Annotated in this window: 21 protein-coding genes and 1 pseudogene; 13 read left to right on the forward strand and 9 right to left on the reverse strand. The window is 72.3% G+C overall.

What is annotated here, in order from left to right; genetic code table 11:
- Window positions 1–9: 9 nt before the first annotated feature.
- Complete coding sequence (locus F4558_RS29700; RefSeq protein WP_167946937.1) at window positions 10–1344, reverse strand: TrkH family potassium uptake protein; 1335 nt, start codon at window positions 1342–1344, stop codon at window positions 10–12.
- A 335-nt stretch (window positions 1345–1679) separates the two neighbouring features.
- Here F4558_RS29700 and F4558_RS29705 point away from each other — a divergent pair, with 335 nt between their 5' ends.
- From F4558_RS29705 to F4558_RS29730, 6 genes are all read left to right on the forward strand, one after another.
- Entirely contained in the window at window positions 1680–2879 is a 1200-nt protein-coding gene (locus F4558_RS29705) for a substrate-binding domain-containing protein (protein ID WP_167946939.1), read from the forward strand.
- 3 nt (window positions 2880–2882) lie between these two features.
- Window positions 2883–3626 carry an ABC transporter ATP-binding protein gene (locus tag F4558_RS29710; protein WP_053654088.1) on the forward strand — a complete coding sequence of 248 codons (744 nt, stop codon included), beginning with the start codon at window positions 2883–2885 and terminating at the stop codon, window positions 3624–3626.
- A gap of 55 nt (window positions 3627–3681) precedes the next feature.
- On the forward strand, window positions 3682–4464 hold the full coding sequence (locus tag F4558_RS29715; RefSeq protein ID WP_167946941.1) for an ABC transporter ATP-binding protein: 783 nt from the start codon (window positions 3682–3684) through the stop codon (window positions 4462–4464).
- On the forward strand, window positions 4464–5354 hold the full coding sequence (locus tag F4558_RS29720) for a branched-chain amino acid ABC transporter permease (RefSeq protein ID WP_053654083.1): 891 nt from the start codon (window positions 4464–4466) through the stop codon (window positions 5352–5354). The genes F4558_RS29715 and F4558_RS29720 overlap by 1 nt, the downstream gene beginning before the upstream one ends.
- Window positions 5351–6448 carry a branched-chain amino acid ABC transporter permease gene (locus tag F4558_RS29725; RefSeq protein ID WP_167946943.1) on the forward strand — a complete coding sequence of 366 codons (1098 nt, stop codon included), beginning with the start codon at window positions 5351–5353 and terminating at the stop codon, window positions 6446–6448. Before F4558_RS29720 ends, F4558_RS29725 begins: the two co-directional genes overlap by 4 nt.
- Before the next feature lie 98 nt (window positions 6449–6546).
- On the forward strand, window positions 6547–7293 hold the full coding sequence (locus F4558_RS29730) for an SDR family NAD(P)-dependent oxidoreductase (protein WP_053654079.1): 747 nt from the start codon (window positions 6547–6549) through the stop codon (window positions 7291–7293).
- A 70-nt stretch (window positions 7294–7363) separates the two neighbouring features.
- Here F4558_RS29730 and F4558_RS29735 read toward each other — a convergent pair whose 3' ends face one another.
- Window positions 7364–8173, reverse strand: a complete 810-nt coding sequence (locus F4558_RS29735) for a hypothetical protein (RefSeq protein ID WP_167946945.1) — start codon at window positions 8171–8173, stop codon at window positions 7364–7366.
- A 143-nt stretch (window positions 8174–8316) separates the two neighbouring features.
- Between F4558_RS29735 and F4558_RS29740 the strand changes: the two genes are divergently transcribed.
- The 3 genes from F4558_RS29740 (at window position 8317) to F4558_RS29750 (ending at window position 13365) form a co-directional block, all read left to right on the forward strand.
- A complete protein-coding gene (locus tag F4558_RS29740; RefSeq protein WP_167946947.1) occupies window positions 8317–10029 on the forward strand; it encodes an AfsR/SARP family transcriptional regulator in 1713 nt (570 codons plus the stop codon).
- A 56-nt stretch (window positions 10030–10085) separates the two neighbouring features.
- The gene (locus F4558_RS29745) at window positions 10086–12230 is read left to right on the forward strand and encodes a RecQ family ATP-dependent DNA helicase (protein ID WP_053654073.1); all 2145 of its coding nucleotides are present in this window, start codon (window positions 10086–10088) and stop codon (window positions 12228–12230) included.
- 196 nt (window positions 12231–12426) lie between these two features.
- Window positions 12427–13365, forward strand: a complete 939-nt coding sequence (locus F4558_RS29750) for a DUF8832 domain-containing protein (RefSeq protein ID WP_053654071.1) — start codon at window positions 12427–12429, stop codon at window positions 13363–13365.
- 17 nt (window positions 13366–13382) lie between these two features.
- On the opposite strand, the gene F4558_RS29755 is transcribed toward F4558_RS29750, so the two are convergent.
- The gene (locus F4558_RS29755) at window positions 13383–13799 is read right to left on the reverse strand and encodes a helix-turn-helix domain-containing protein (RefSeq protein WP_053654068.1); all 417 of its coding nucleotides are present in this window, start codon (window positions 13797–13799) and stop codon (window positions 13383–13385) included.
- A gap of 279 nt (window positions 13800–14078) precedes the next feature.
- Between F4558_RS29755 and F4558_RS29760 the strand changes: the two genes are divergently transcribed.
- On the forward strand, window positions 14079–14483 hold the full coding sequence (locus F4558_RS29760) for a hypothetical protein (protein WP_231640001.1): 405 nt from the start codon (window positions 14079–14081) through the stop codon (window positions 14481–14483).
- 13 nt (window positions 14484–14496) lie between these two features.
- Here F4558_RS29760 and F4558_RS29765 read toward each other — a convergent pair whose 3' ends face one another.
- The 6 genes from F4558_RS29765 to F4558_RS29790 form a co-directional block, all read right to left on the reverse strand.
- Window positions 14497–15660 carry a class I SAM-dependent methyltransferase gene (locus F4558_RS29765; protein WP_053654064.1) on the reverse strand — a complete coding sequence of 388 codons (1164 nt, stop codon included), beginning with the start codon at window positions 15658–15660 and terminating at the stop codon, window positions 14497–14499.
- 87 nt (window positions 15661–15747) lie between these two features.
- Window positions 15748–17433, reverse strand: coding sequence for a DEAD/DEAH box helicase (locus F4558_RS29770; RefSeq protein ID WP_197281485.1), 1686 nt, complete (start codon window positions 17431–17433; stop codon window positions 15748–15750).
- A gap of 490 nt (window positions 17434–17923) precedes the next feature.
- The gene (locus F4558_RS29775; RefSeq protein ID WP_053654062.1) at window positions 17924–18151 is read right to left on the reverse strand and encodes a DUF3107 domain-containing protein; all 228 of its coding nucleotides are present in this window, start codon (window positions 18149–18151) and stop codon (window positions 17924–17926) included.
- A 64-nt stretch (window positions 18152–18215) separates the two neighbouring features.
- Window positions 18216–18854 (reverse strand): TetR/AcrR family transcriptional regulator, encoded by a 639-nt coding sequence (locus F4558_RS29780; protein WP_053654060.1) that lies wholly within the window; start codon window positions 18852–18854, stop codon window positions 18216–18218.
- 747 nt (window positions 18855–19601) lie between these two features.
- The gene (locus tag F4558_RS29785; RefSeq protein WP_167942857.1) at window positions 19602–19856 is read right to left on the reverse strand and encodes a hypothetical protein; all 255 of its coding nucleotides are present in this window, start codon (window positions 19854–19856) and stop codon (window positions 19602–19604) included.
- Window positions 19857–19975: 119 nt separating this feature from the next.
- Complete coding sequence (locus F4558_RS29790) at window positions 19976–20545, reverse strand: hypothetical protein (protein WP_167942858.1); 570 nt, start codon at window positions 20543–20545, stop codon at window positions 19976–19978.
- 232 nt (window positions 20546–20777) lie between these two features.
- On the opposite strand from F4558_RS29790, the pseudogene F4558_RS29795 reads away from it, so the two are divergent.
- From F4558_RS29795 to F4558_RS29805, 3 genes and pseudogenes are all read left to right on the forward strand, one after another.
- A pseudogene (locus tag F4558_RS29795) lies at window positions 20778–22475 on the forward strand (hypothetical protein); the annotation flags it as partial.
- A gap of 23 nt (window positions 22476–22498) precedes the next feature.
- The gene (locus tag F4558_RS29800) at window positions 22499–23473 is read left to right on the forward strand and encodes an alpha/beta fold hydrolase (RefSeq protein WP_167946949.1); all 975 of its coding nucleotides are present in this window, start codon (window positions 22499–22501) and stop codon (window positions 23471–23473) included.
- 5 nt (window positions 23474–23478) lie between these two features.
- Entirely contained in the window at window positions 23479–24318 is an 840-nt protein-coding gene (locus F4558_RS29805) for a DUF3152 domain-containing protein (protein ID WP_053654056.1), read from the forward strand.
- The last annotated feature ends 25 nt before the right edge of the window (window positions 24319–24343 follow it).

Here is a 24343-nt window from a genome sequence, read left to right on the forward strand (position 1 = left end):
CTCCCACTCCTAGCCGACAACGGGTTGCTCCTGGGGGTAGCGGTAGAGCCGGCGCCGCGTGTTCAGGGCGATCGCCGAGCCGAGGGTGAGCGGCCCGACCCGGCCGATGAACATCAGCACGGTCAGCGCCAGTTGGCCGCTTTCCGGCAGCGTGCCGGCCAGCCCGACGGTCAGGCCGGTGGTGCTGAACGCGGACGTGATCTCGAACAGGGCAGAGACGAAGGGGACGCCCTCGGTGAGCAGCAGAAGCGCCATCGTTCCGACAGTGACGAGCGCGACGCTGAGCAGGGCAACAGTGACGGCCTGCCGCTGGCTGGCGGTGGCCACCCGGCGGTGCCCGACCGTCACGTCGGGCTCGCCGCGCAGCTCCGCCCAGATGGTGAACCCGAGCAGGAAGAACGTGGAGACCTTGATTCCACCGGCCGTGCTGGCGCTGCCGCCCCCGATGAACATCAGCACGATCAGCAGTGGGTAGCTCTCCTCCTGCAACGCGCTGATGTCCAGCACACTGAAGCCGCCGGTGCGGCTCATCGCGATCTGGGTGAACGACGCGAGCGCCTTGCCCCGGGCGTCGTACGCGCCGATTGTCTCGGCGTTTGTCCACTCGGCGGCGAGCAGGCCGGCGAAGCCGAGCAGCAGCAGCACGACAGTGCCCCAGATGGTCAGCTTTGTCGACACCGCCCAACGGGTCGGCTGACGCCACTCGCGGGCCGCCTCGAACAGGGCCGGAAACCCGAGCCCGCCGACGATCGCGCCGAACGCCAACGGCAGCGACACCCACGGGTCGCGATTGAAGGCAATCAGACCGTCGGAGTAGAGCGCGAAGCCGCCGTTGTTGAACGCCTGCACTGCGTGGAAGACGCCCGACCAGAGCGCTCGCCCCGGCCTGTAGTCGTAGGTCAGCCAGAGCCGGCCGGCGACCACCGCTGTCATCACGGCCTCGCAGGCGAACACGGTCACCGCGATCCGGCGAAGCAGCCGCCCGACGTCACCGAGGCCGAACTCCGCCGTCTCGGCCTGCACGAGCAGTCGGTTGCGCAGCCCCAACTGGCGCGAGACCACGAGGATGACGAGCGCCGCCGCGGTGAGGATGCCGAGACCGCCGAGCTGGGTGAGCAGGGTGATCACCAGCAGGCCCCCGCCGGACCAGTAGTTGGGGGTGTCGGTGACGGCCATGCCGGTGACCGACACCGCCGACGTGGCGGTGAACAGCGCGGTGGTCAGGGGCGGGCGCTGGTGCTGCACTGTCGCCCAGCGCGTCATCAGCAGTCCGGTGCCGAGCAGGATCGGCACCAGGAAGGCGAACGGCACCAGCCGCACGGGGTTGCGGAAGAACCGGCGCACCAGACAATCTTCCGTTTCCGGGCGACTTCCCGAGTGAGAACGGCCCATTCCAAGGACACGCCCGCCGCGCGGCCCCCTGCCACCGTTCCAGGATCGAGCACGATCTTGAAGGTTGCTGATGGATGGCGTGGGGCGACACAGGCGCTGGGCGGGCCGTGGGGGTCGGCGCCATCGGAAGGGCGGGTCCGAGGGTGGCAGGGCGGCCCGTTGTAACCTCTGGCCACCTCATTCCTGTTACTTGTGTGTTTCTGCCACATAGCTCGTGGGTGACGTCACTTCTAGCGTGGGCCGTCACAAAGAAGTTCTCTCCCTCCGAGTCCTCATGTGGAGTCGCAATGACGGTCCGGACGACGCGGCGGGTGTTCCTCTCCGCCGCCACGATGATGGCCGCGGCGTTGGCCGCCACGGCCTGTGGCAGCCCGCAGGACACCGCCACCGGCGGCGGCGACAGCGCCGCGCCGGTAAAGGTCGGCCTGGTGTACTCCCAGTCGGGTGCGCTGGCCAGTTACGGAAAGCAGTACATCGAGGGGTTCAAGGCGGGGCTCGACTTCGCCACCCAGGGCACCGGCAAGGTCGGTGACCGCACGATCGAGGTCAGCGAGGTCGACGACGCGGGAGACCCCGCCAAGGCGGTGTCCGCCGCCAAGGACCTGATCGGCAAGGGTACGAAGATCATCGCGGGCTCCACCGCCTCCGGCGTGGCGCTGCAGGTCGCCCCGATCGCGGCGCAGAACAAGGTCCTGTTCATCTCCGGGCCGGCCGCCACCGACGCGGTGACCGGCGCCAACAAGTACACGTTCCGTTCCGGCCGGCAGTCCTACCAGGACGTGGTGACCGCCAAGTCGTTCATCGGCGACCCCACCGGCAAGAAGGTGGTTGTCTTCGCCCAGGACGGCGCGTTCGGCGACGCAAACGAGGCAGCCGTCAAGGCGGTCATCGGCGGCGCGGGTGCCACCGTCAGCAGCGTACGGGCACCGGCCAGCGCCACCGAGTTCACGCCGTTCGCCAGCCAGATCAAGACCGCGAAGCCGGATCTGCTCTTCGTGGCCTGGGCCGGCACCACCGCCCCGGCCATGTGGCAGACCCTCGACCAGCAGGGCGTGCTCTCGTCGACCACTGTCGTGACCGGCCTCGACATCCGCGCCTCCTGGCCGACGTTCGGCGCGGCCGGCACGAAGATCTCCTTCCTGTCGCACTACTTCGACGGCGCCTCCGACACCGAGGCCAGCAAGGCGCTGAAGGCCAAGGTCGGCACCGTCGACCTGTTCCACCCGGACGGCTTCGCCGCGGCGCAGATGGTGGTCCGCGCCGTGCAGGAGGGCGGGGAGGACGTCGACAAGATGGTCACCGTCCTGGAGGGCTGGAGCTTCGACGGGGTCAAGGGCAAGATGACCATCCGAGCCGAGGACCACGCGCTGCTCCAGCCGATGTACCAGGCCAAGCTCAGCGGCAGCGGCACCGCCTTCTCGGCCACCGCGCAGAAGAGCCTCACCGGTGACGAGTCGGCGCCGCCGGCCGTGGCGATGAAGGGCTGAGAAATGCTCGCCACCCGCGGTCTGACCTGGCGGATCGGTGAGGTCGCCATCGTCGACAGCGTCTACCTCGACCTCGCGCCCGGAGAGTTCCTGGGCGTGATCGGGCCGAACGGCGCAGGCAAGACCTCACTGTTCAACCTGATCACCGGCCTGCGCCGGGCCACGGAGGGCCGGATCACCCTGGACGGGCAGGACATCGGGGCGCTCCCGCCGCACCGGCGGGCTCGCCTCGGTCTGGGCCGTACCTTCCAGGCATCCTCGGTCTTCGGTTCGCTGAGCGTGCGGGAGAACGTCCGGCTCGCCGTGCAGGCGCACCGCGGGGGCTCGATGGCACTGTGGCGGCGGGCGGCGGCCGACCGGGAGGTGGCCGCCGCCGCCGACGCGGCGCTCGACCGGGTCGGCCTCGCCCACCGGGGTACGGCGCTGGCCGGCACCCTGGCCCACGGCGAAAAACGCAAGCTGGAGATCGCCCTGCTGCTCGCCGGTGAACCGCGGGTGATGCTGCTGGACGAGCCGATGGCAGGGGTCAGCGCCGAGGACGTACCCGAACTGGTCGCGGTGATCAAGTCGTTGACCGGGGACAGCAACCGGGCGGTGCTGATGGTCGAGCACCACATGGACGTCATCCTGGAACTGGCCGACCGCATCGCCGTCATGCACCACGGCGCGCTGCTGGCCTGCGACACCCCGGAGACGGTGATGGCCAACGCCACTGTGCAAGAGGCCTACCTGGGGGAGTCGCTGTGAGCGCGAGGAGTGAGCCGGGTTTGCGAGCCCCGCAGTCGCGAACGGAGGTGGCTCTGTGAGCGCGAGGAGTGAGCCGGTCCTCAGTGTGGAGGACCTGTCGGTCCGGATCTCCGGGCTGCACATCCTCCAGGGGGTGTCCTTCACTGTCGCCCCGAGCGGCGTGACGGTCCTGCTCGGCCGCAACGGCGTCGGCAAGACCACCACGTTGCGCGCGATCCTCGGCCTCACACCGCCGGCCGGTGAGGTGCGCGGCAGCATCCGGATGGGCGCGCAGAGCCTGCTGGCCCGCCCCACCCACCGGCTGGTCCGCGGTGGGCTGGGCTACGTGCCCGAGGACCGGGACGTGTTCGCCGGTCTCACCGTCGCCGAGAACCTGCGGCTCGCCGAGCGGCGCGGCACGACTCCCGCGTACGACAAGGTTTTCGCGCTCTTTCCGGAGCTGGACCGGCGCGGACGGCAACGGGCGGGGTCGCTCTCCGGTGGGCAGCAGCAGATGCTGTCGATCGGGCGGGTGCTGCTCAACGACAACCGGCTGCTGCTGATCGACGAGCCGACCAAGGGGTTGGCACCAAAGGTGGTGACCGAGGTGGCCGAGGTCCTGGAACGGGTCGCGGAGTCGGTGCCGGTGCTGCTCGTGGAGCAGAACCTGGCGGTGGTACGACGGTTGGCCCGCGATGCCGTGGTGCTCGCCGCCGGAAAGGTGGCCTGGACCGGCGACGCCCGCGAGTTGCTGCTGGAGACGGCACTTACCAAGTCGCTGCTCGGCGTGGGCACCGGTGAGGCGCACCGTCCGACCGGCGCGGACCGGGCTGCCGTGGCCGGGAAGGACGCAGGCTGATGGGGACCGTGATCCTGTTGGCGTTGACCGGGCTCGGCCTGGCGGCGCTGTACTTCCTCGTCGCCTCCGGCCTGTCACTGGTCTTCGGCCTGGCCGACGTGCTCAACTTCGCGCACGGGCTGTTCCTCGGTGTCGGCGCCTACGGCACCTGGTGGGCGGCGGGCAACCTGCCGGGCGCCAGCGGCGACGGCTGGGGCTTCGTGCTCGCTGTCGCGTTCGGGGTGGCCGCCGGCACGCTCGTGGCGATCCTGGTCGAGCTGGTGCTGATCCGCCCGCTCTACTCCCGCACCATCGAGCAGGTGCTTGTCACCGTCGGCCTGTCGCTGGCCGGGGTGGCGCTGTTGCAGGCCACCTGGGGTGCTGACGCCCGACCGTTCCCGCGCCCGGACTGGACCCGACAGGTCACCGGGATCCTCGGCGCGCAGGTGCCGAACGGCGGCCTGCTGCTGATCATTGCGGCGGTGCTGGTGCTCGGCGCGATCCTCGCCTTCCTGCGCTGGACCCGGTACGGCCTGGTGATCCGGGCCGGCGTGGAGAACCGGGAGATGGTGACGGCGCTCGGCATCGACGTCCGCAAGGCGTTCACGCTTGTCTTCGCGATCGGTGGGGCGGCCGCCGCGCTCGCCGGCGCGCTGGGCGGTGTCTACTTCGGCACCGTCTCGCCCGGTCAGGGCGGCTCGTTGCTGATCTTCGCGTTCATCGTGGTGGTGATCGGCGGGATGGGCTCGGTGGTCGGCTCCGCGTACGCGGCGGTCGTCGTCGGGCTGGTGCAGCAGTTCGTCAACTACTACGGCACGTCCGGGCTCGGCGACATCTGCGTGGTCGGGCTGCTGGCCGTGGTGCTGCTGCTGCGCCCGCAGGGCATCGCCGGAAAGGTGGCAACGGCATGACGCTCCTCGACGTGACCCCGGCGGCGGCAGCACCTCCCGCTCCGAAACCGGGCCGTGTGCACCGCGTACGCCCGTTCCTGCCGCTCGTGGCGTTGGCGGTGCTGGTGGCCCTGCCGTACTCGACGCTCTCCCTGCCGGGGATCTTCGAGGGGCCGATCAACTCACCGGGCACCCTGCAACTGCTCGCCATCTGCCTGATCTTCGGCGGGCTGGCCGCCGGGTACGACCTGCTCTTCGGCCGGACCGGGATGCTCTCCTTCGGGCACGCGCTCTACTTCGCGGCAGGCGTGTACGGCACCGACATCCTCATCACCCGGGCCGGCCTGCCGCTGTGGCAGGCGGCGCTGCTGACCATCACCGGCGGCACGATTCTCGCCGCGCTGCTCGGCGCTGTGGCGCTGCGGACCGTGGGCATCGCGTTCGCCATGGTGACGCTGGCCTTCGCCCAGGTGGGGGCGATCCTGGTGGCCCGGGACTTCGGTGGGCTCACCGGCGGCGAGGAAGGTCTGCCGCTGGACGTGTCCGGGCTGCCCGCCGGGCTGGTCGGGGTGACCAACACGGTGAACCTGTACTGGCTGGCGCTGGCGTACCTGACGCTCGTGGTCTTCGTGGTGCACCGGGTGAGCGGTTCACCCACCGGTCGGGTGCTCGCCGGCCTCCGCGACGACGAGCGGCGGATCGGTGTGCTCGGGCTCGACCCGTACCGCTACAAGCTTGTGGCGTTCACCCTGGCCGGCGGGTTGGCGTCGGCGGGCGGGGTGGTCTACGTCCTCATCGTCGGCGGCGCGTCACCGCACATCACGTCGTCCGAGCTGACCCTGTCGCTGCTGGTCATGGTGGTGCTCGGCGGCCCGGGCACCCGGTGGGGGCCGGTGCTCGGTGGCGTCCTCTACATGTACCTGGACCACCGGCTCACCGCGTTCGGCACGAGCGACGCGGTGGACAACCTGCCGGCCTTCCTCAGCAACCCGCTGAGCCAGCCGCTCTTCGTCCTCGGCACTGTCTTCATCCTGGCCGTCTACTTCTTCCCAGGAGGCCTGACCAGCCTGGCCCCCCGCGTATCCCACCTGACCCGCTCCCTCCGCTCCCGCTAGGGCTTCCGGTCGATCATGAAGTTATTGCTACGCCACGCCGTGGTTGAGGGCGGTAACTTCATGATCGACGGGATTCTCTGCACGGGGAGGTCGGGGACATGGTTGGGCGACTTGCGGTTGTCAGTGGGGGCGGGACCGGGATCGGCGCCGCCGTCGCGGGGGTGCTCGCCGGGGACGGCTACGACGTACTGATCGTCGGCCGACGGGCGGACGTGTTGACCGATACCGCGGAGCGACTCTCTGTCGAATGTGGTCGTACCGACGCCGTGACCGCCGTCACCGCCGATCTGACCGACCCGGCGCACCTCGACCGGGTTCTCGCGGCGATCGGTGACCGGCCGGTCGACGTGGTGGTCAACAACGCCGGCGGCTACCTCGCCGGTGACACGAGCACGCTCGCCGGAACCGCCGCGCACTGGCGGGCCAACCTGGACGCCAACGTGCTCACCGCAGTGCTGCTCACCGAGGCGCTGCGGCCTGCCCTTCGCCGACCGGGCGGCCGGGTGATCCTGATCAGCTCGATCTCCGCCCAACGCGGCGGCGGTGGGCCGTACTCGGCGGCGAAGGCGGCCCTGCACGGCTGGTCGTACGACCTGGCAGCGCAGCTCGGCCCAGAGCAGATCACGGTGAACGTGGTGAGCCCCGGCTATGTCGCCGAAACCGAGTTCTTCGGCGACCGGATGACAGCCGAGGGGCATGCGAAGCGGGTGGCGGCGACCCTCGTGGGGCGAGCCGGCGTGCCGAACGACGTCGCCGAAGCCGTTCGCTATCTCACCAGTCCGGCCGCCGGCTACGTCACCGGTCAGGTGCTCGGCGTCAACGGGGGTTCGGTCCTCGGTCGCTGAGCACGCGACCGTCCAGACACGACGAAGGGGCGGCGGCCCCCCGTGCGACCGCCGCCCCCTACGTCGTGACTCAGCCGTTCAGCAACTCGTACGCCATCGCTGGTGCCTTGATGGCGGCGGCACCGGTCGGCACGCTGATCTTCGGCGCGGTGCCGTAGTCGGTGTACTTGACGACGTAGTCGTACGCCTTCGCCTTGCCTGCGGCCGGGATCTTCAGCGTCAGCGAGGTCAGGTGCTTGTCCGCGCCGACCACTGCGGTGAACGGCACCTTCTTGGCGGCCTCGCCGAGCGCCGCGGCCTCACCGTCCTCAAGCGACTTCGCCGCTTCTCCCCCGCTCACGTCGATGAACCCGACGTACCGTCCGGGGCTCTGCTCCTCCACCGAGGTGGCCGCCTCAAGGAGCGGCCCGGCGTTGCCCTGGTCCGCGCCGTCGTAGGTGGGGATGGAGGCGGCGTCGGTCAGCTTCGCGGGGTCCAGCTTCATCCACTTGTCCGGGAGCTTCGGCAGGCCCGGGCGGCCGGTGAACTTCGCCTTCATCCAGGTGTCGTCGCCGATCACGAGGAACGACATCTTCACGGCGATGCCGTCGGAGTCCGGCGGCAGCGTGGTGTTGAGTTCGAACGCCTTCGACTCGTGGTCGATCAGGCCGGTGAGCGTGCTGGACGCATCCTTGCCGCTGAACCGGAACGTCCCCTCGGTGCCGTCGGGTACGGCGTCGACGAGCGCCTCCTTGGGGCTGACGCTCGGGGCGTCCTGCGGCGCCGCTGCGGGCTCGTCCTTCGACCCGCAACCCGCGAGCAGGCTGGCCGTGGCCAGCACAGCGGCGACCGTGCCGAACGTCCGTCGGATGGTGCCGGCGGTGCCCGTTGCCTGTGTCATCACACTTCTCTTTCTCGATGCGTGGCTCTTGCCGACGACGATGCTGCCGGCCGCCGCGGCGGTCCGACTGCCGATATGCTGCCGTCCGGCTGCCGGGCACTGCCGTCCGGTGCCCCACGGGGGTATCAGGAGCGGAAACTCGCATGTCAGGAACGCTGCGTTTCGAGATCCTCGGGCCTCAGCGGGCCTGGTACGCCGACCGGGAGATCGACCTCGGCCCCGGCAAGCAGCGTGCCGTGCTTGCCGTCCTGTTGCTCTCCGTCGGCCGTCCGGTGCCCACGGGGCAGATCGTCGAGGCGGTCTGGCCGGAGGATCCACCCGCGAACGGCCCCAACGTGGTGCAGAAGCACGTCGCCGGGTTGCGCCGGGTGTTGGAGCCGGAGCGGTCACCGCGTACGCCGGGGCAGGTGCTCAGCCTGACCGACGCCGGTTACCTGCTGCGGGTCGACCCCGAGGGGGTGGACGCGGTCCGCTTCGAGCGGGCGGTGCACCGCGCCCGGCAACGCCACGCGGAGGGCTGCGCCACCGAGGCGCTGAGCGAGTTGGCCGCAGCTTTGGAGCTGTGGCAGGGAGAGCCGTTCGTCGGGTTCACCGGGCCGATCTTCGATGCCGCGCGCCAGCGGCTTGTCGAGTTGCGGGCCGTGGCGCTGGAGACCCGGGCCGAGCTGACACTGGACCTCGGCCGGCACCGGGAGGTGATCGGCGAGCTGCGGGAGTTGGTGGCGGAGTTCCCCGTTCGGGAACGGCTGCGGCACCACCTCATGCTCGCGCTCCACCGCAGCGGGCGGCAGGCCGAGGCGCTCGCCGCCTACCGGGAGTTCGGCAGCCTGCTCCGGGAGGAGTACGGCATCGAGCCTGGCGAAGCCCTCCAGGAACTGCACAGGCGCATCCTGCGCTCCGACCCGACGCTCACGGCACCGGCGATGCCGCTCACGGCACCGGCGATGCCGCTCACGGCACCGGCGGAGGCGCTCGCAGCACCGGCGAAGCCGTCGGACGATCGGCAGCCGCCCGCGTTGGCGCCGTCCCCGACCGCCGGCCTCAGGTCCGGCCCCTGGGAGTCGCCGACCACGTCGGATCGGTTCCCGAGCGACGTCGGCTATCCGCCGCCGATCCTGCTCCCGCAACCGGTGGCGGACAGCCGGCCTGCGAGACCGCAGTCGCCGCCCTGGGCGAGCAGGGCCGCCACCTTCGCCGGTACTGTGCTCGTCCTGTTCTCCTTCGGTTGTCTGACCTGGCTGGTGATCCTGGCCTACGCGGTCTGGCGGCGTAGCTGGCGTCTCGCCGTCGCCGGCATCGGCTACCTGGCGATAGTCGTCGTCGAGGTGGCACTGCTCGACATCGAGCACCCGGACGCCGAGGTGCCCGGCCTTGAGGCGGTGACGTTCCTCGGGCTGGCCGTCGTCACCTGGATCCTCGGAGCGGTGCACGTGATCCTGCTCAGCCGAGGGCTCTGGGCGGCGATCACCGGAAACCTGGGCGGCAGCGCGAAGCAACGCGCCCAGGAGGAGCGGCGCATCCGTCGTGAGCACGCCCGCTACCTGCTCTACCACCACCCGGCGGCCCGCGACGAACTGCGCGTCGGGCGGCCCGACCTTCCCCGGACCTTCGACGACGGCGGTCTGATCGACGTCAACGCGGTCCCGGAGCAGGTGCTCACCGGCCTGCCCGGCCTGACGTCCGAGCAGTGCCGGCAGATCGCTGTGGACCGGTGGCTGCGCGGCCCGTACACATCGATGGAAGAACTTGCCGCGCGCTGCCTGCTGCAGCCGACGGCCACCGAGCCCCTGCGCGACCTGCTGCTGTTCCTCCCTCCAGCCGTACTGGCCGACGAGGCGCGGGCGCACGGATCGTGACCGCCACCTCCCGCGCGGGCCGGGGTTCTGACGCACGGCGCTGGTAGACATGTCGGGTGGAGACAGCAGAGCGGGCGGCGGTACGGGAGCGGGCCGAGGCGGTGCTGCGCCGGCTGGCCGGTGAGCACGCCCGGCTGCGTGAGGACCAGTGGCGGGCCATCGAGGCGCTTGTCGTCGACCGGCGGCGGGTGCTCTGCGTGCAACGCACCGGCTGGGGCAAGTCGGCTGTCTACTTCGTGGCCACCGCGCTGCTGCGCGACAGCGACAAGGGCGGCGCACAGGGCGGCCAGCACGGCCCGACCGTCATCGTGTCGCCGCTGCTGGCGCTGATGCGCAACCAGGTGGAGGCGGCAGCTCGGGCCGGCATCCGGGCGCGCACGATCAACTCCGCGAACCTCGACGAGTGGGACGCCATCACCGCCGAGATCCAGGCCGGCGCTGTGGACGTGCTGCTGATCAGCCCGGAGCGGCTCAACAACCCCGATTTCCGCGACGGCGTGCTGCCGAAGCTTGCCGCGACCACCGGCCTGCTGGTCGTCGACGAGGCGCATTGCGTCTCCGACTGGGGGCACGACTTCCGGCCGGACTACCGGCGGCTGCGCACGTTCCTCGCCGAGCTGCCGGAGCGCACCCCGGTGCTGGCCACCACCGCCACCGCGAACGCCCGGGTCACCCAGGACGTGGCCGAGCAGTTGGGCGACGCGCTCGTCCTGCGCGGCACCCTGGACCGCGAGTCGCTGCGCCTCGGTGTGCTCGACCTGCCCACACCGGCGCACCGGCTGGCCTGGCTCGCCGACCACCTGGACGAGCTGCCCGGCTCCGGCATCGTCTACACGCTCACCGTGGCGGCAGCGGGGGAGACGACCGAGTTCCTGCGCTCCCGGGGCTATCCGGTCGCGTCCTACACCGGGCAGGCCGAGGACGCCGACCGACGAGCCGCCGAGCAGGACCTGCTGGACAACAAGATCAAGGCGCTGGTGGCGACCAGTGCGCTGGGCATGGGCTTCGACAAGCCCGACCTGGGCTTCGTCGTCCACCTCGGCGCGCCGCCCTCACCGATCGCGTACTACCAGCAGGTCGGTCGCGCCGGCCGCGCCGTCGAGCACGCCGAGGTGCTGCTTCTGCCCGGCGCCGAGGACGCCGCGATCTGGCGCTACTTCGCCTCGCTGGCGTTCCCGCCCGAGCAGCAGGTCCGGGCCGTGTTGGCAGCCCTGCACACCGACCGCCCGCTCTCCACCCAGGCTCTCGAACCCCTTGTCGACCTGCGCCGCGCCCGGTTGGAGCTGATGCTCAAGGTCCTCGACGTGGACGGCGCGGTCCGCCGGGTGCGCGGTGGCTGGCTCGCCACGGGCGAGCCCTGGGTCTACGACGAGGGCCGGTTGCGCCGCGTCGCCGAGGCGCGCACCGTCGAGCAACAGGCCATGCGGGAGTACGCGTCGACACCCGACTGCCGGATGCGATATCTGCGGGAGCGCCTGGACGACACCGGGGCGACCGACTGCGGCCGGTGCGACACGTGCGCCGAGCCGCTGTTCTCCGCCGACGTGTCCACAGCCGCGCTCACCGCCGCGCAGGCGTTCCTGGGCCGCCCCGGCGTAGAGATCGCGCCGAAGAAGCTCTGGCCGACCGGGTTGGAGGCTGTGGGCGTACCCCTGAAGGGCCGGATCGCCCCGGCGGACCAGACGCTGCCGGGCCGCGCCGTGGGCCGCCTCTCCGACCTGGGCTGGGGTGGCCGGCTGCGCGAGCTGGTCGGCCCGGAGGCCCTCGACACGGCGGTGCCCGACGACGTGGCCGGGGCCGTCGTGGAGGTGCTGAAGGCGTGGGCGCACGGCGACGACCCGTGGCCCCGCCGGCCGGTGGCGGTGGTCGCGGTCGGGTCCCGGCGACGGCCCCGGCTGGTCGGCTCGCTGGCCGAGCGGATCGCGGCCGTGGGTCGGCTGCCACTGCTGGGCGAGATTGCCTCGACAGGTCCGGGTGGCCCCGGTGGGCCGCGCGGCAACAGCGCCCAGCGGGTACGCGCGCTGCACGACGCCTTCACGGTGCCAGCCGACCTGGCCGACGCACTGACCGCCCTGGACGGCCCGGTGCTGCTCGTCGACGATCTCGTCGACTCGGGCTGGACGATGACGATCGCGGCCCGGGCTCTGCGCCGGGCCGGCGCACCGGACGTGCTGCCCCTCGCCCTCGCGGTGGCCGGCTGACCTGTCGCTCCCCGGCCGGAGCGGAAAAGTTCCCGAGGCGGGCGGATTGCGACGGTCGCCACGCCGTCGCGACGTCGACCAGGGCTGGCCAGCGGCGACGGTACCGTGGGCGACATGACCGATCCGCACCCCGTCCCCCGCGCGCGCCCGCTGGACGCCGGTGCCGCCGCGACGGGCCACGTGCTGGACGCCTGCGGTGTCTGACCAGGTCTCCGCCGTGGCGGACCGGAGCACGATCCGGCTGGCCCTGGTGGTCGGCGGCCTGGTGCTCGCCGTGCTGCTCGGGTTCGGCCTCGGCCGTCTCAACGGCGGTGGGACCGGCGGCACCGCCACCGCCGGTGTGTCGTCCTCGACCGGCGGGCACACCCACCCGCCGGGCACCGGAGTCCACGATCACGGTGCCGTGACGGGCACCGACGGGCAGGCGGGCGCCGAAGCTGGCGGCCTGTCGGTCAGCTCGTCCGGCTACACGTTCGCGCCGCTGGCCACCGAGTTCCCGGCCGGCCAGCCGGGGCAGCTGCGTTTCCAGGTGCGGGACGCGCAGAGCCGGCCGGTCACCCGCTTCGCCGTCGTGCACGACAAGCCCATGCACCTCATCGTGGTCCGTCGGGACCTCACCGGCTACCAGCACCTGCATCCGACAATGGCGCCCGACGGCACCTGGTCGGTGCCGCTGACCCTCGCCCAGCCGGGCGTCTGGCGGGCGTACGCCGATTTCACAGCGGTGGCCGACGACGGCGGCCAGACGGCCGTGACCGTCGGCGTGGACCTCGTCGCGCCAGGCGGCTACCAGCCGCGCCCGCTGCCGAAGCCTGCCACGTCGACGACTGTGGACGGGTTCACCGTCAGCTACCAGGGCAGCCCGCAGGCCGGGGCGACTGTGCCGTTGACGTTCCGGGTCGACGGCGTCGGCGGTGTCGCGGCGCTGGAGCGCTACCTCGGCGCGTACGGGCACCTGGTGGCGCTGCGCGAGGGCGACCTCGGCTACCTGCACGTGCACCCGGAGCTCGAACTGGTGGACGGCCAGGTGAAGTTCTGGCTGACCGTTCCCGACCCGGGGCGCTACCGCCTCTACCTGGACTTCCAGGTCGGCGCGAATGTGCACACCGCCGAGTTCACACTGACGATCCCCTGACCCGCCTCGCGGCGGGGTCAGCCGGCTCGGCGGATGGGGCGGCGGGCCAGGTAGCGGAGAAGGTCGCGGATGTGGTGTTTCTCCTCGGCCGGGACCGTGGGGTCGGCCAGCCGGTCCAGGATGACGCGGACGTCCGCCTCTACCGGACCGTCGTCGCCGCGCTTGCGGGGTGCCGGCCCCGCGTCGGGCAGCCCGAGTGCCCGGAACGCGGCGGCCACCGGCAGATCCAGTGCGGCGCAGAAACCGCGCACCTTTGCCAGCTCGGGGTAATCCTGCCAGTCGCCAGCCAGCCAACGGAACACCGTGGAGCGACCCACGCCCGTGTGTGAGGCAAGATCGGTCACGGTCCAGCCGCGCTCGTCGCGCGCGTCGTCGATGGCGCGACGGACGAAGCGGGCGAAGGCCATCTGCGGTGTAACGTCTGAGGAACCCATCCGTGTGTGTTGATCCCTCCCGGCTGGGCACTGGGCGATGCATCACGAGAGTAGTACGCCCGCAGGCGGAAACCACTGACTGACCACACAAACCGTCCCATCGATGAGACTCCGTCTCCCGCTGTACCCGTACCACCACCGAGCGATCATCGTCGTTCTTCTACTAAGCTCGGTGCCCGTCCCGGCAGGGCGTTTGTTCGCCTGTCGCCTCCGATCGGACCACCGCCGAGGAGCACCATGGCCGAATCGAGTCGTCCGCGGCCGTACCAACCTGGTGCGGTGAGCCTCTTCTTCGTTGCCAATGCTGGCGTCTTCGCCGCCGCGTTCTGGATCTGGTTGCTGTGGATGGTGCTCCGCACCCACGAGGCGACAGGTGCGGACGTGCTCGCCGCCACCGGTGCCATCACCACGACGCTTGTCACCGTCGTGCTGGGTGCCCGGATGGCGTTGCAGCGTAACGCCGCCATCCGGCACGCCGAGACGAAGAAGCTGCTCGTCGACATTTCGTGGAACGCCTTCGCGGCGGCCGGCAACGCCGAGGGCGCGGGCAAGGTGGTGCCCTTCCCGATCAGCCCGGTCGGGGGCGACCGCGCTGGCCAACGGCCCGACGGGGACCGGGCGTCGGCGTTCGGCCGTGGTCTCGGCGGTCGGGACCGGGGCAGCAACGGCGGCCGGCGACGCTGAACCGCCGTACCGGTCAGGCGACGGGCGGCTGCTCGGCGGTGGCCAGCAGGGTCTCCAGGCGGGGCGTGACCCGCCACTGGTCGACCAGTTCGCGGTACTCCGCACGCTGGGCCCCGGTTGCCTCGGTGCCGGTACGGCGGGCACGGATCAGCAGGTTGCGCGGGGTGTGCTGGGAGTCCACGAACTCCACCACCTCGGACCGATAGCCGTGTACCCGCAGCAGCCCGGCGCGCAGCGCGTCGGTGAGCACGTCAGCGAAGCGCTCGCGCAGGATGCCCTGCCGGGTCAGCAGGTCGTACGGGGTTGGTGCGGGCTGTGCGCGTAGCTGCTTCGCGAGGTCGTGGTGGCAGCAGGGCGCGGCAAGCACCCAGCGGGCCTCCCAGCGCACCGCGCGGGCCAGCGCCTCGTCGGTGGCGGTGTCGCAGGCGTGCAGCGCCAGCACCAGATCCGGGGCGGGATCGACGACCGCGTCGGCGATCGTCCCGGCCACGAAGCTGACCTTGTCGGCCCAGCCCATTCGCTGTGCCAGCTCGGTGTTGCGCCGCCGCTGGTCCTCCCGGACGTCGACGCCGATCAGTTCGACGTCGAGCCCCCGCCTGGACAGGTACCGGTACGCGGCGAAGGTCAGGTAGGCGTTGCCGCAGCCCAGGTCGACAACCCGCAACGAGCCGGTCAGCTCGTCGGGCAGGGTCGCGGCCAGGGCCCGCAGGAACGCGTCCACCTGGCGGCGTTTGGCCGCCGAGCCGCCGATCTCGGCGAAGATCTCGTCACCCGGGTCCAGCAGGTATTCCTTCGCCCGGTCGTGCCCGGCTGGCGCCGCCGCTGGTCGGGCCGTCGCCGCCCGGTGCACCTGCGCCTCGCCGGACTTGGTCACCCGCAGTTGGAGCGTCGCGTCGGCCGTCTCGACGTGCCAGTTGCCGAACGGCTCGGCCAGCAACTCGTCGACCGCCGCTGCCGACTCCGCACCGGGGGCGACATTGCGGGTGTACGGGCGTACACCGTCGGAGGTGGCGATCTGGAGCCGGGGCCCGGCCTTGAGCGTCACCGGCCGCAGTTCGGCGCGGGCCACAGTGGGACGGCGACCCCGTCGGCGGCCGGCGGCGACAGCCCGGGTCAGGGTGGGGTCGAGGAGCAGGGTGCGGACCTCGGTGAGGGCGGCGTCCAGTGGTTCCGGCATCGTTCCATCTTCGGCAGGTGGGGCGGGAAGGGAACATCCCCCGTACCGCGCTCAGGCGGTCCGGGGGATGTCGGGTGGGTCTGTGAGTCAGTCCGCGGTCGCCTCGGCCGGCGTACCCGCGCCGGAACCGCCAGAACGGCGGCGCCGGCGGCGACGCGGCTTGGACGGGTCGCCGTCCGCGGCCGCGGACGGCTCGGCCGGTGCCGCGTCGGCGGAGATCACCGCGGTGGCCTCGCCCGCGACCGGCTCGCCGGCCCGGCGGCGACGACGGCGGCGGGGAGTACGGGTGGCCTCGTCGCCAGCCGCGTCCACGGGCACCTCGGCGGCCGGCGCGGCGGCGTCGGTGCGGTCGCGGCGGCCGTCGCTGCGACCACGGCGCTCGCCCCGCCCCTCGCTACGGCTCTCACCGCGACGCGGACCGCGACCACCGCTGTCGCCCCGGCGGGAACGGGTCGTCCCACCCAGGTCTTCCTCGATCTCGGCGGACAGCCCGGCCCGGGTGCGCTCCGCCGTGGGCAGCGTGCCGCTGACCTCGGTGGAGATGTGCAGGTCGGTGTAGAGGTGCGGCGACGTGTGGTACGTCTCCGGCGGCTCGGGCATGTCCAGACCGAGGGTCTTGTCGATGATCCGCCAGCGGGGCATGTCGTCCCAGTCGACGAAGGTCACCGCGACGCCCGTCGCTCCGGCCCGGCCGGTCCGGCCGATCCGGTGGGTGTAGGTGTCCTGGTCTTCCGGGCAGTCGTAGTTGATGACGTGGGTGACGCCCGTGACGTCCAGCCCTCGGGCCGCCACGTCGGTGGCGACCAGGATGTCGATCTTGCCGGCCCGGAAGGCCCGCAGCGCCCGCTCGCGGGCACCCTGGCCCAGGTCACCGTGCACCGCGGCGACGGCGAACCCACGGAAGTCGAGGTCCTCGGCGACCCGGTCGGCAGCCCGCTTGGTACGCGTGAAGATCATGGTCAGCCCGCGACCCTCCGCCTGGAGGATGCGCGCCACCACCTCGACCTTGTTCATCGAGTGGGTGCGGTAGACCAGCTGCTGGGTCTGCGGCGACGGGCCGGTCTCGGCGGTGTGCCCGGCGTGGATCGTCATCGGCTGGCGCAGGAAGCGCCGGGACAGGGTGACGATCGGGTCCGGCATGGTGGCCGAGAACAGCATCGTCTGCCGGTCTTCCGGGAGCATCGCGAGGATCTTCTCGACGTCGTCGAGGAAGCCCAGGTCGAGCATCCGGTCAGCCTCGTCGAGGACGAGCGCGCGCACCCGGTCCAGTCGGAGGTGCTTCTGCTTCTGGAGGTCCATCAGACGGCCGGGGGTGCCGACCAGGATCTCGACGCCCTTGCGCAGCGCGTCGATCTGCGGCTCGTACGCCACGCCGCCGTAGATCGGCAGCACCCGGATGCCGCGCGTGCGGCCGGCGGCGGCGAGGTCCTTGGCGACCTGGATGCCCAGCTCACGGGTGGGGACGACGACAAGCGCCTGGGGGACGCCGTCGCTGCCCTCGCTCGGCGCGAAGACCCGCTCCAGCAGCGGAACGCCGAAGCCGAGGGTCTTGCCGGTGCCGGTGGGGGCCTGGCCGATGAGGTCGACGCCGCGCAGGGCGATCGGGATCGCGTACTCCTGGATGGCGAACGCGCGGGTGATGCCGGCCGCTGCCAGGGCCTCGACGGTCTCGTCGCGGGCGCCGAGCGCGGCGAAGGTGGGGGCCTCCGGCCGAACCGGGGCTGTGGGTGCCAGTTCCTGGCCGTCCATCAGTTCTTCAATCAGTTCGCTCATGTGGATTTGGGGGTGCCCTCTCGTGGGTGCGCCCGTCATGTCCTCAGGGCGCGTTCGGTATGACGCGGGCCACACGGTCGGGGGCAGACTGCCGAGCCGGACCGGGCCGCACGCGCGCCGCGGGCTGAGCTTCGATCAGATCGGCGCCCACGGCAACTGCTCCATGCTACCTGAACAGGCAAGCTCACGTCCCGATTCCCGGGCGGCCAGCCGCCACGCGGGGGCATTGATTGTGACCTGCGCCACAGGGCCTGTCGAACGGCTTCCTGGGTCGGCTACGCGTTGCCCCAGGCTGTCGAGCGGCCCGCGCTCACTGCGCTCATCGCGCAGGGCGTCCGGGCCGGATGTGTCGGGTTGTCCAGGCGGCTCACTGCGGCGCACACCGGACGAATGGCAACCGTCGGGCTGAGCAGGCGACCTACGCGCCGGATGGTGCGGTCCCGGCCCGCGGCAGGTGGGCGACGCCGACCTGCCGCAATGGCCGGACCAGTCAGCGGACGGTGAAACCGACCGATCGGGGGGACGCCTCGGCGATCTCGACGTAGGCGACCTTCTCGACCGGAACGATTACCCGCCGGCCCTTCTCGTCGGTCAGGGAGAGCGTGCCGCCATCGCCGGCGAAGGCGTCGGTCACGATCTGCTCGATCTCGGCCGGCGACTGCGCGCTGTCCAGAACCAGCTCGCGCGGCGCGTACTGCACGCCGATCTTGACCTCCACTGTGCCTCCTCAACTGGGGCGAAAGAACCGCCCTGCGAAGGCTATCCGATCACGGGGGCGGTGGTCAGGCTGACTCACCTTGCAGCGGGAAGCTCGCGATGCCCCGCCACGACAACGCCGCCACCAACGCCTCGGCCTCGGCCTTGGGCACCTGCCGGCCCCGGGCCAGCCAGAACTGCGCGGCCGTCTCCGCCGCGCCCACCAGGCCGGAGGCGAGCAACTCGGCGTGCGACCTGCTCACGCCGGTGTCCGAGATGATCGTGTCGGTGATCGCCGCGATGCAGCCCTGCTCGACCCGCTCCACCCGCTGCCGTACGGCCGGGTCGTTGCGCAGATCCGACTCGAAGACGAGGCGGAACGCCTCGCTCTCGTGGTCGACGAAGTCGAAGTACGCCCGCACCGACGCGCTGACCCGCTCCTTGTTGTCGCTCGTGCCGTGCATCGCGTCCTGCACTTTGGCAACGATGGCATCACAGTGCGTGTCGAGCAGGGCGAGATAGAGCTCCATCTTCCCCGGGAAGTGTTGATAGAGCACCGGCTTGGAAACCCCGGCCCGCTCGGCGATGTCGTCCATCGCCGCAGCGTGGTAACCCTGCGCGACGAACACCTCCTGCGCCGCCGCGAGCAGCTGCTTACGGCGCGCCGAACGGGGCAGGCGGGTGGGCCTGCCAGCGGTCTGTGCACCGTTCCCCACAGCGGTCATGGGATCCTCCGAGTTCTCCGTACGAGCCGGCATTTTCCCCCCAAGACGGGGCGGCCCGCGATCGCGTCGTGGAAATGGCCCGCCGCTGTAACTTATCGCCACTCTCCCCACACGGTAGCCTCAGCGGGGGCGACCAAGGAGCGCGCGGTGAGTGAAACAGGGCAACCCGGAGCCGCCACCCCGGGAGAGCACGGTGACGGAACGGGTCAGCACGACGACCCGGGCCGTTCCGGCGACGGGTGGGCGCCCCCGGCGGGCGGGTGGTCCCGAGCCGCCGAGCGCGAGGCCGCCCGGGAGCAGGCGGCACGCTGGCAGCCCGACCCCGCGTCCGGTTGGCGGGCCGCCTCCGCGCGGCACGGCGATCTGCCCGCCCCGCTGGGCGGCAGGCCCGGGGAGCCCGAGCCCGAGCCCCCGGCGCGGGTCAACGGTCACCACACCAACGGCGTCCGCCGCGCCGACTTGGAGACCAACGGCGTGGGACGCGCCGACGCCGAAACCCACGGTGTACGCCCTCCCGGCGCCGATCTTCCGTCGAGCCGTCCCGCGCCGGTGAGCGCGCCGCCCGGGCTGACCGCGGAGGCCCGGTCCGACGCCTCCGGTGACCGTCTGGTGGTGCCGGCCCAGCGCCCCGCGCCGCCGGGCGAGCAGACCGCCGGCGACACCGACGCCGTGCGGCACTCCACGGCCGATCCGACGGGCCCGCGTAGCGCCCGCTGGGCCGACCCCGGGCTGCCCACCTCGACGCCGTCACCCGTCCAGGTGCCGCCCGTCGGCACCGCCGCCTCGGGCTTCGAGGTGCCGCCCGGACTCCACGCGCCGACCGGCGAGCGGCAAGCCGCCGACGCCGAGCGTGCGTTCGATGCTGAGCGTGGCTTTGACGATGAGCGCGGCTTTGACGATGAGCGCGGGCTTGACGCTGAGCGCGGCTTTGACGATGAGCGCGGGTTCGATGCTGAACGTGGTCTCGACGGTCCGCCCGACCGCCCCGCTGGGGACACGCACCGGGCCGGGGAGTCGGCGACCATCGAACCGGACTGGTCCGGGCCGAGCTGGAACCACCCGAGTCGGGGCAGTGGCTGGGAGCCGCCCTGGTCACGCCAGGCCGGTGAGCCTGCCGGTCGTCAGGCCCGGGACGAGTCCGCGCCGGGCTGGGCCGCCGAGCCCAACCGCCCGTACGAGCCGGTGCCTGTCGAGTCACCGCGCCCGTACGAGCCGGTGCGTGCCGACCTGCCGCAGGCGTACGACACGACCCGGGACGACCCGGACGCCGAGGATGCGACCGAGTCCGGCGCGGCCGCCCGCTCGCCCTGGGCAGACGGCCCCGCCCCCACCAGCGGCCCGCCGGCCGACCGTCCGTCGTGGGCGGGTGGTTCGGATCGGGCACCGGTCAGTGCTCCGCCGTCCCGCCCGTCGTGGACCGGTGGGTCCGATCCGGCCCCGGTCAGTCCGCCTCCTCGCCCGTCGTGGGCCGGCCCGGCGTCGACCATCCCGTCCCCGCCCCGGCCGTCCTGGGCTGGCGGTTCGGACCCGGCGCCGACAAGTGGTCCGCCGTCGCGTCCGCCCTGGTCCGGGTCGGACCCGGTGCCCACCAGCGGCCCGCCATCCCGGCTGCCCTGGTCCGGTCCGGATCCAGCGCCGACCAGCGGTCCCCCGTCCCGTCCGCCCTGGTCCGGTTCGGACCCGGCGCCCACCAGCGGTCCCCCGTCCCGTCCGGCGTGGCCCGGCGACCCGACCCCCGTCAGCCCGCCTGCCGGTACGCGGCCGTCCTGGGCCGGCCCAGCGCGAACCGACGGCCCAGCGCCGACCGACGGTCCAGCGCGAACCGACATCGCACCGCAAGCCGACAGCCTGGTGCGGACCGACGGCCCCGTGCGGACCGACGGCCCCGTGCGGACCGGCAACCGAACGCCGGCCGACCTGCCGTCTGCGCCCGCCGGCCCACCGCCGACGCTTACCGACGCGCCACCACCACCGATCGCACCGCCGGCGACTCCGCCGCTGGGGGAACCCGTACCACCGGCGGAGCGCCCCTCCTGGGCCGGCGGAGCGCCGACGACCCCGGCGAGCGCAGGCACCGACCGGCCTGACTGGTCCGAGGGGCGTCTACCAACGACCTCGACCGATCGGCCGTCCTGGCCGGCTGCCCGTCTGCCCGGCGCACCCCGCGCGAGCGACGCGGGGGAGTCGGCCGGGCCGCTCCGGCCGGAGGCACGCCCGGTCGCACCGTTCCGGCTCAGGCCGGAGCCGCCCGAGCCGTCCGGTCCGCCTTCCGCCGAGTCGTCCCGCACCGCTTTCCCGGCGACCGGTCCGTCCGCCGGCCCGCAGCCCTCGGCCGGTGCCGTTCCGGCCTCTGCCAACAGTGGGTCCGGGCGTCACGACCGGCCCTCATCCACGTCCGTCCCTCCTTACGCCGCTCGCCGATCCGCCCCCGACCTGGCGTCGCCGGCCGATTCCGGCAGCGGCCGATTGCCGGACACCGCGGTGCTGCCGCAGCGCGTCCCCGCGGAACCGGACGTGCCCGTCGTGCCGGAGCCGCCAGCCGTGGAACCACCTGCCGAAACTCCCGAACTCGCCCGTATCGCCACCCACCTGCGACGCGACGACGAGCCCGCACCGCTGCGGGAGCGTCCCGAAGGGTTCGACGTCAACGCCATCCTGGACGCCGTACGGGAGGTGGCCGGCGTCCGCGATGCCGCGCTGCGCCGTACCCCGGCGGGCGCGCACAGCCTGCGACTGGACCTGGCTGACGGAGCCGACCCGGCCGAGGTGAGTCGGCAGGTCGCACGGCTGCTCCAGGATCGGATGGGGCTTGCCGCCGCCCCACAGAACGTGCCAGGCCTGCCAACCGCCCCGCCGCCACCGGTCCGCCGCCGTGCGGCCGACCCGCGTGCCGTCGAACCCACTGGCATCGAGCCGCGCGACACCCTCGCGCAGGCGCGACCGGCCACCGAGGCGGCGGCCGGTCGCCCAACGGGGAGCAGGGTCGAGGCCACGCCTGCGGCACCGGAGCGGTGGTCCGGCCCGGACGCCGCGCGTCGACGGCGGGCAGCCGCCCCGCACCGGGGCCGCGCCACAGTCGAGGAGCCCGGCTCGGTCTCGTCCGCGCCCACCGGAGCAGCCACCGGCAGTCCGGCGACGGTGGGTACGTCGTACTCCGGTGGTCAGGTGACCACGACGGAGTCGGCGCCCTCCCGCCCGCTGGACACCGGCGGTACGCCGGGGCCGCGGGTGGTCATCGACCATGTGCAGGTCAGCACCTTCGGCCTGGACGCCAATGTGGAGGTCCGGCTGCTGGCCGGCGACGACAGCGCCGCCGGGTACGCCACCGGTCCGGCGGTCGACGGCTACGTGCTGCGTCTCTGCGCGGTGGCTGCGGGCGCCGCCGTGGACGAGTTGCTGAGCGGCGCCGAGAACGCTGAGCGTGGGCGCTGTTTCGTCGAGCACGCCGCAGTGGTGCCGTTCGGCAACTGCGAGGTGGCAACCGTTGTGGTGCTGCTGGTCTGCGACGGTTGGGTCGAGCAGCTCGCCGGCTCGGCCCTTGTGGCAGGCGACCCCCGGCAGGCGGTGGTACGGGCCACGCTCGCGGCGGTCAACCGTCGGCTGGAGGCGCTGCTGTCCTGAACGGTCCGGGGCAGACTGGAGGTATGAAGCGCGCGACCCTCTGGCCGGACCATCTCCTTCCCGAGGCCGACCTTCCGCCGCCGTGGCCGGGCCGGGAGGTCCGCTTCGGCGGTTCGGCGTTGTACGTCCGGGACACCCCCGCCACGTCCGCCGGTGCGGAGCCGGCGCTGTACGTGCACGGGCTGGGAGGCTCGTCGCAGAACTGGACGGACCTGGCCGGGCTGCTGGCCGACCGGTTGGACGGTCAGGCCATCGACCTGCCGGGTTTCGGCCGTAGTGAGCCGGGTCGCCGCTACACGATTCCGGCCTTCGCGGACCTGGTCATCAGATGGATCGAGCACTCCGACCGGGGGCCGGTCCACCTGTTCGGCAATTCGCTGGGCGGCGCGATCGCGGTGCAGGTGGCCGGGCTCCGACCCGACCTGGTCCGTACCCTCACGCTGATCTCTCCGGCGTTGCCGTTCCTGGACTTCCGGCGCTCGTTGCAGGGTCGGATGCTGCCGGTGCTGGCGATTCCCGGCGGCGAGCGGCTGGTCGCCCGGTACCTCACCCAGCTCGCGCCCGAGATCATGGCCCAGCAGGTGCTGGAGGCGTGTGTCGCCGACCTGAGCCGTATCGGTGCGCAGCGCCGCGCCGAGGCGTTGGAGGAGATCCGGGTGCGTTACGAGGCGGCGCACTACGCGGCCGCGTACGTCCGGACGTTCCGGGGTCTGGTGTCGAGCTTCCTGCGGTCGTACCTGCCGGGGCCGGGTTCGCTGTGGCGGCTCGCCGCGTCGGTACGCGCGCCGGCGCTCATTGTGGGTGGCCGGGCGGATCGCCTTGTCGACGTACGTGTCGCGCCGCAGACCGCCCGTGTCATCCCGGACAGTCGGCTGCTGATGCTTGACGGGGTCGGTCACGTGGCGCAGTTGGAGGTGCCCCGGCTGGTCGCCCGCGCGGTGGTCGGTCTGCTCGCCGAAACGGAGGAGTCCGGGCGGAGGTCTGATCTGGCAGGCTGAGCCGGATGCCCACGTCTGCTCGCCGTCGCCGGCGCTTCGCGTTGATCGCCCAGCTGGTGGCGGTGGTGGTGGCTGTCGTCGCGGCGGTGACAGTCGTCGCCGAGGGGCCGGGCCGCAAGCCCGACCAGTTGTCCGCCGAGGAGGTCGGCCCGCCGCCGCTCGTGGCCGGGCCGTTGCCACCGTCTGTCGAGCCGTCCCCGTCCGTGACGGCGGTGACTCCGTCGAGCCCGGCGCCGGTGCTGCGGATGCCCGGGCCGGTGCCGACAGCGGGCACCGGCCGGTTCGGCTACGACGACCGCACCGGTCCCGTGTTGGGCCGTGCGGGTGTGCTGCGCAACTACCGGGTGGCGGTCGAGGCGGGCAGCAACGAGGACGTCGCCGCGTTTGGGCAGGCGGTCGAGACGGCGTTGGCCGGGCCGGGCAGCTGGGTCGACAGCGGTCGGCTGCGGTTGCGGCAGGTGCCGGGGGACAGGCCCCGGGACTTCACCGTCTACCTGGCTACCGCCCGTACTGCGGGTCGGATGTGTGCCGCCGGTGGGGTGAACATCTCCATCGGCGGGCGGCCGTACACGTCGTGCCGTGCGGCCGGTCAGGTGATCATCAATTTGGATCGGTGGCGGCTGTCCGTGCCGCACTTCGTGTCGGCTGGTGTGCCGCTCTCGGTCTACCGGACGTACGTGGTCAATCACGAGGTGGGCCACCAGCTCGGGCACCGGCATGAGCGCTGCCCGGGTGCGGGCCGGCCGGCGCCGGTGATGATGCAGCAGACCATTTTCCTCAAGGGGTGCCGCGCCAACCCGTGGCCGTACCTGAACGGTCGGCGCTACTCCGGCCCTCCGCTCTGAGCTGCTGCTCCGATAGGCCGACCGG

This window comes from Micromonospora profundi (genome assembly GCF_011927785.1).
Taxonomy (GTDB): Bacteria; Actinomycetota; Actinomycetes; order Mycobacteriales; family Micromonosporaceae; genus Micromonospora; species Micromonospora profundi.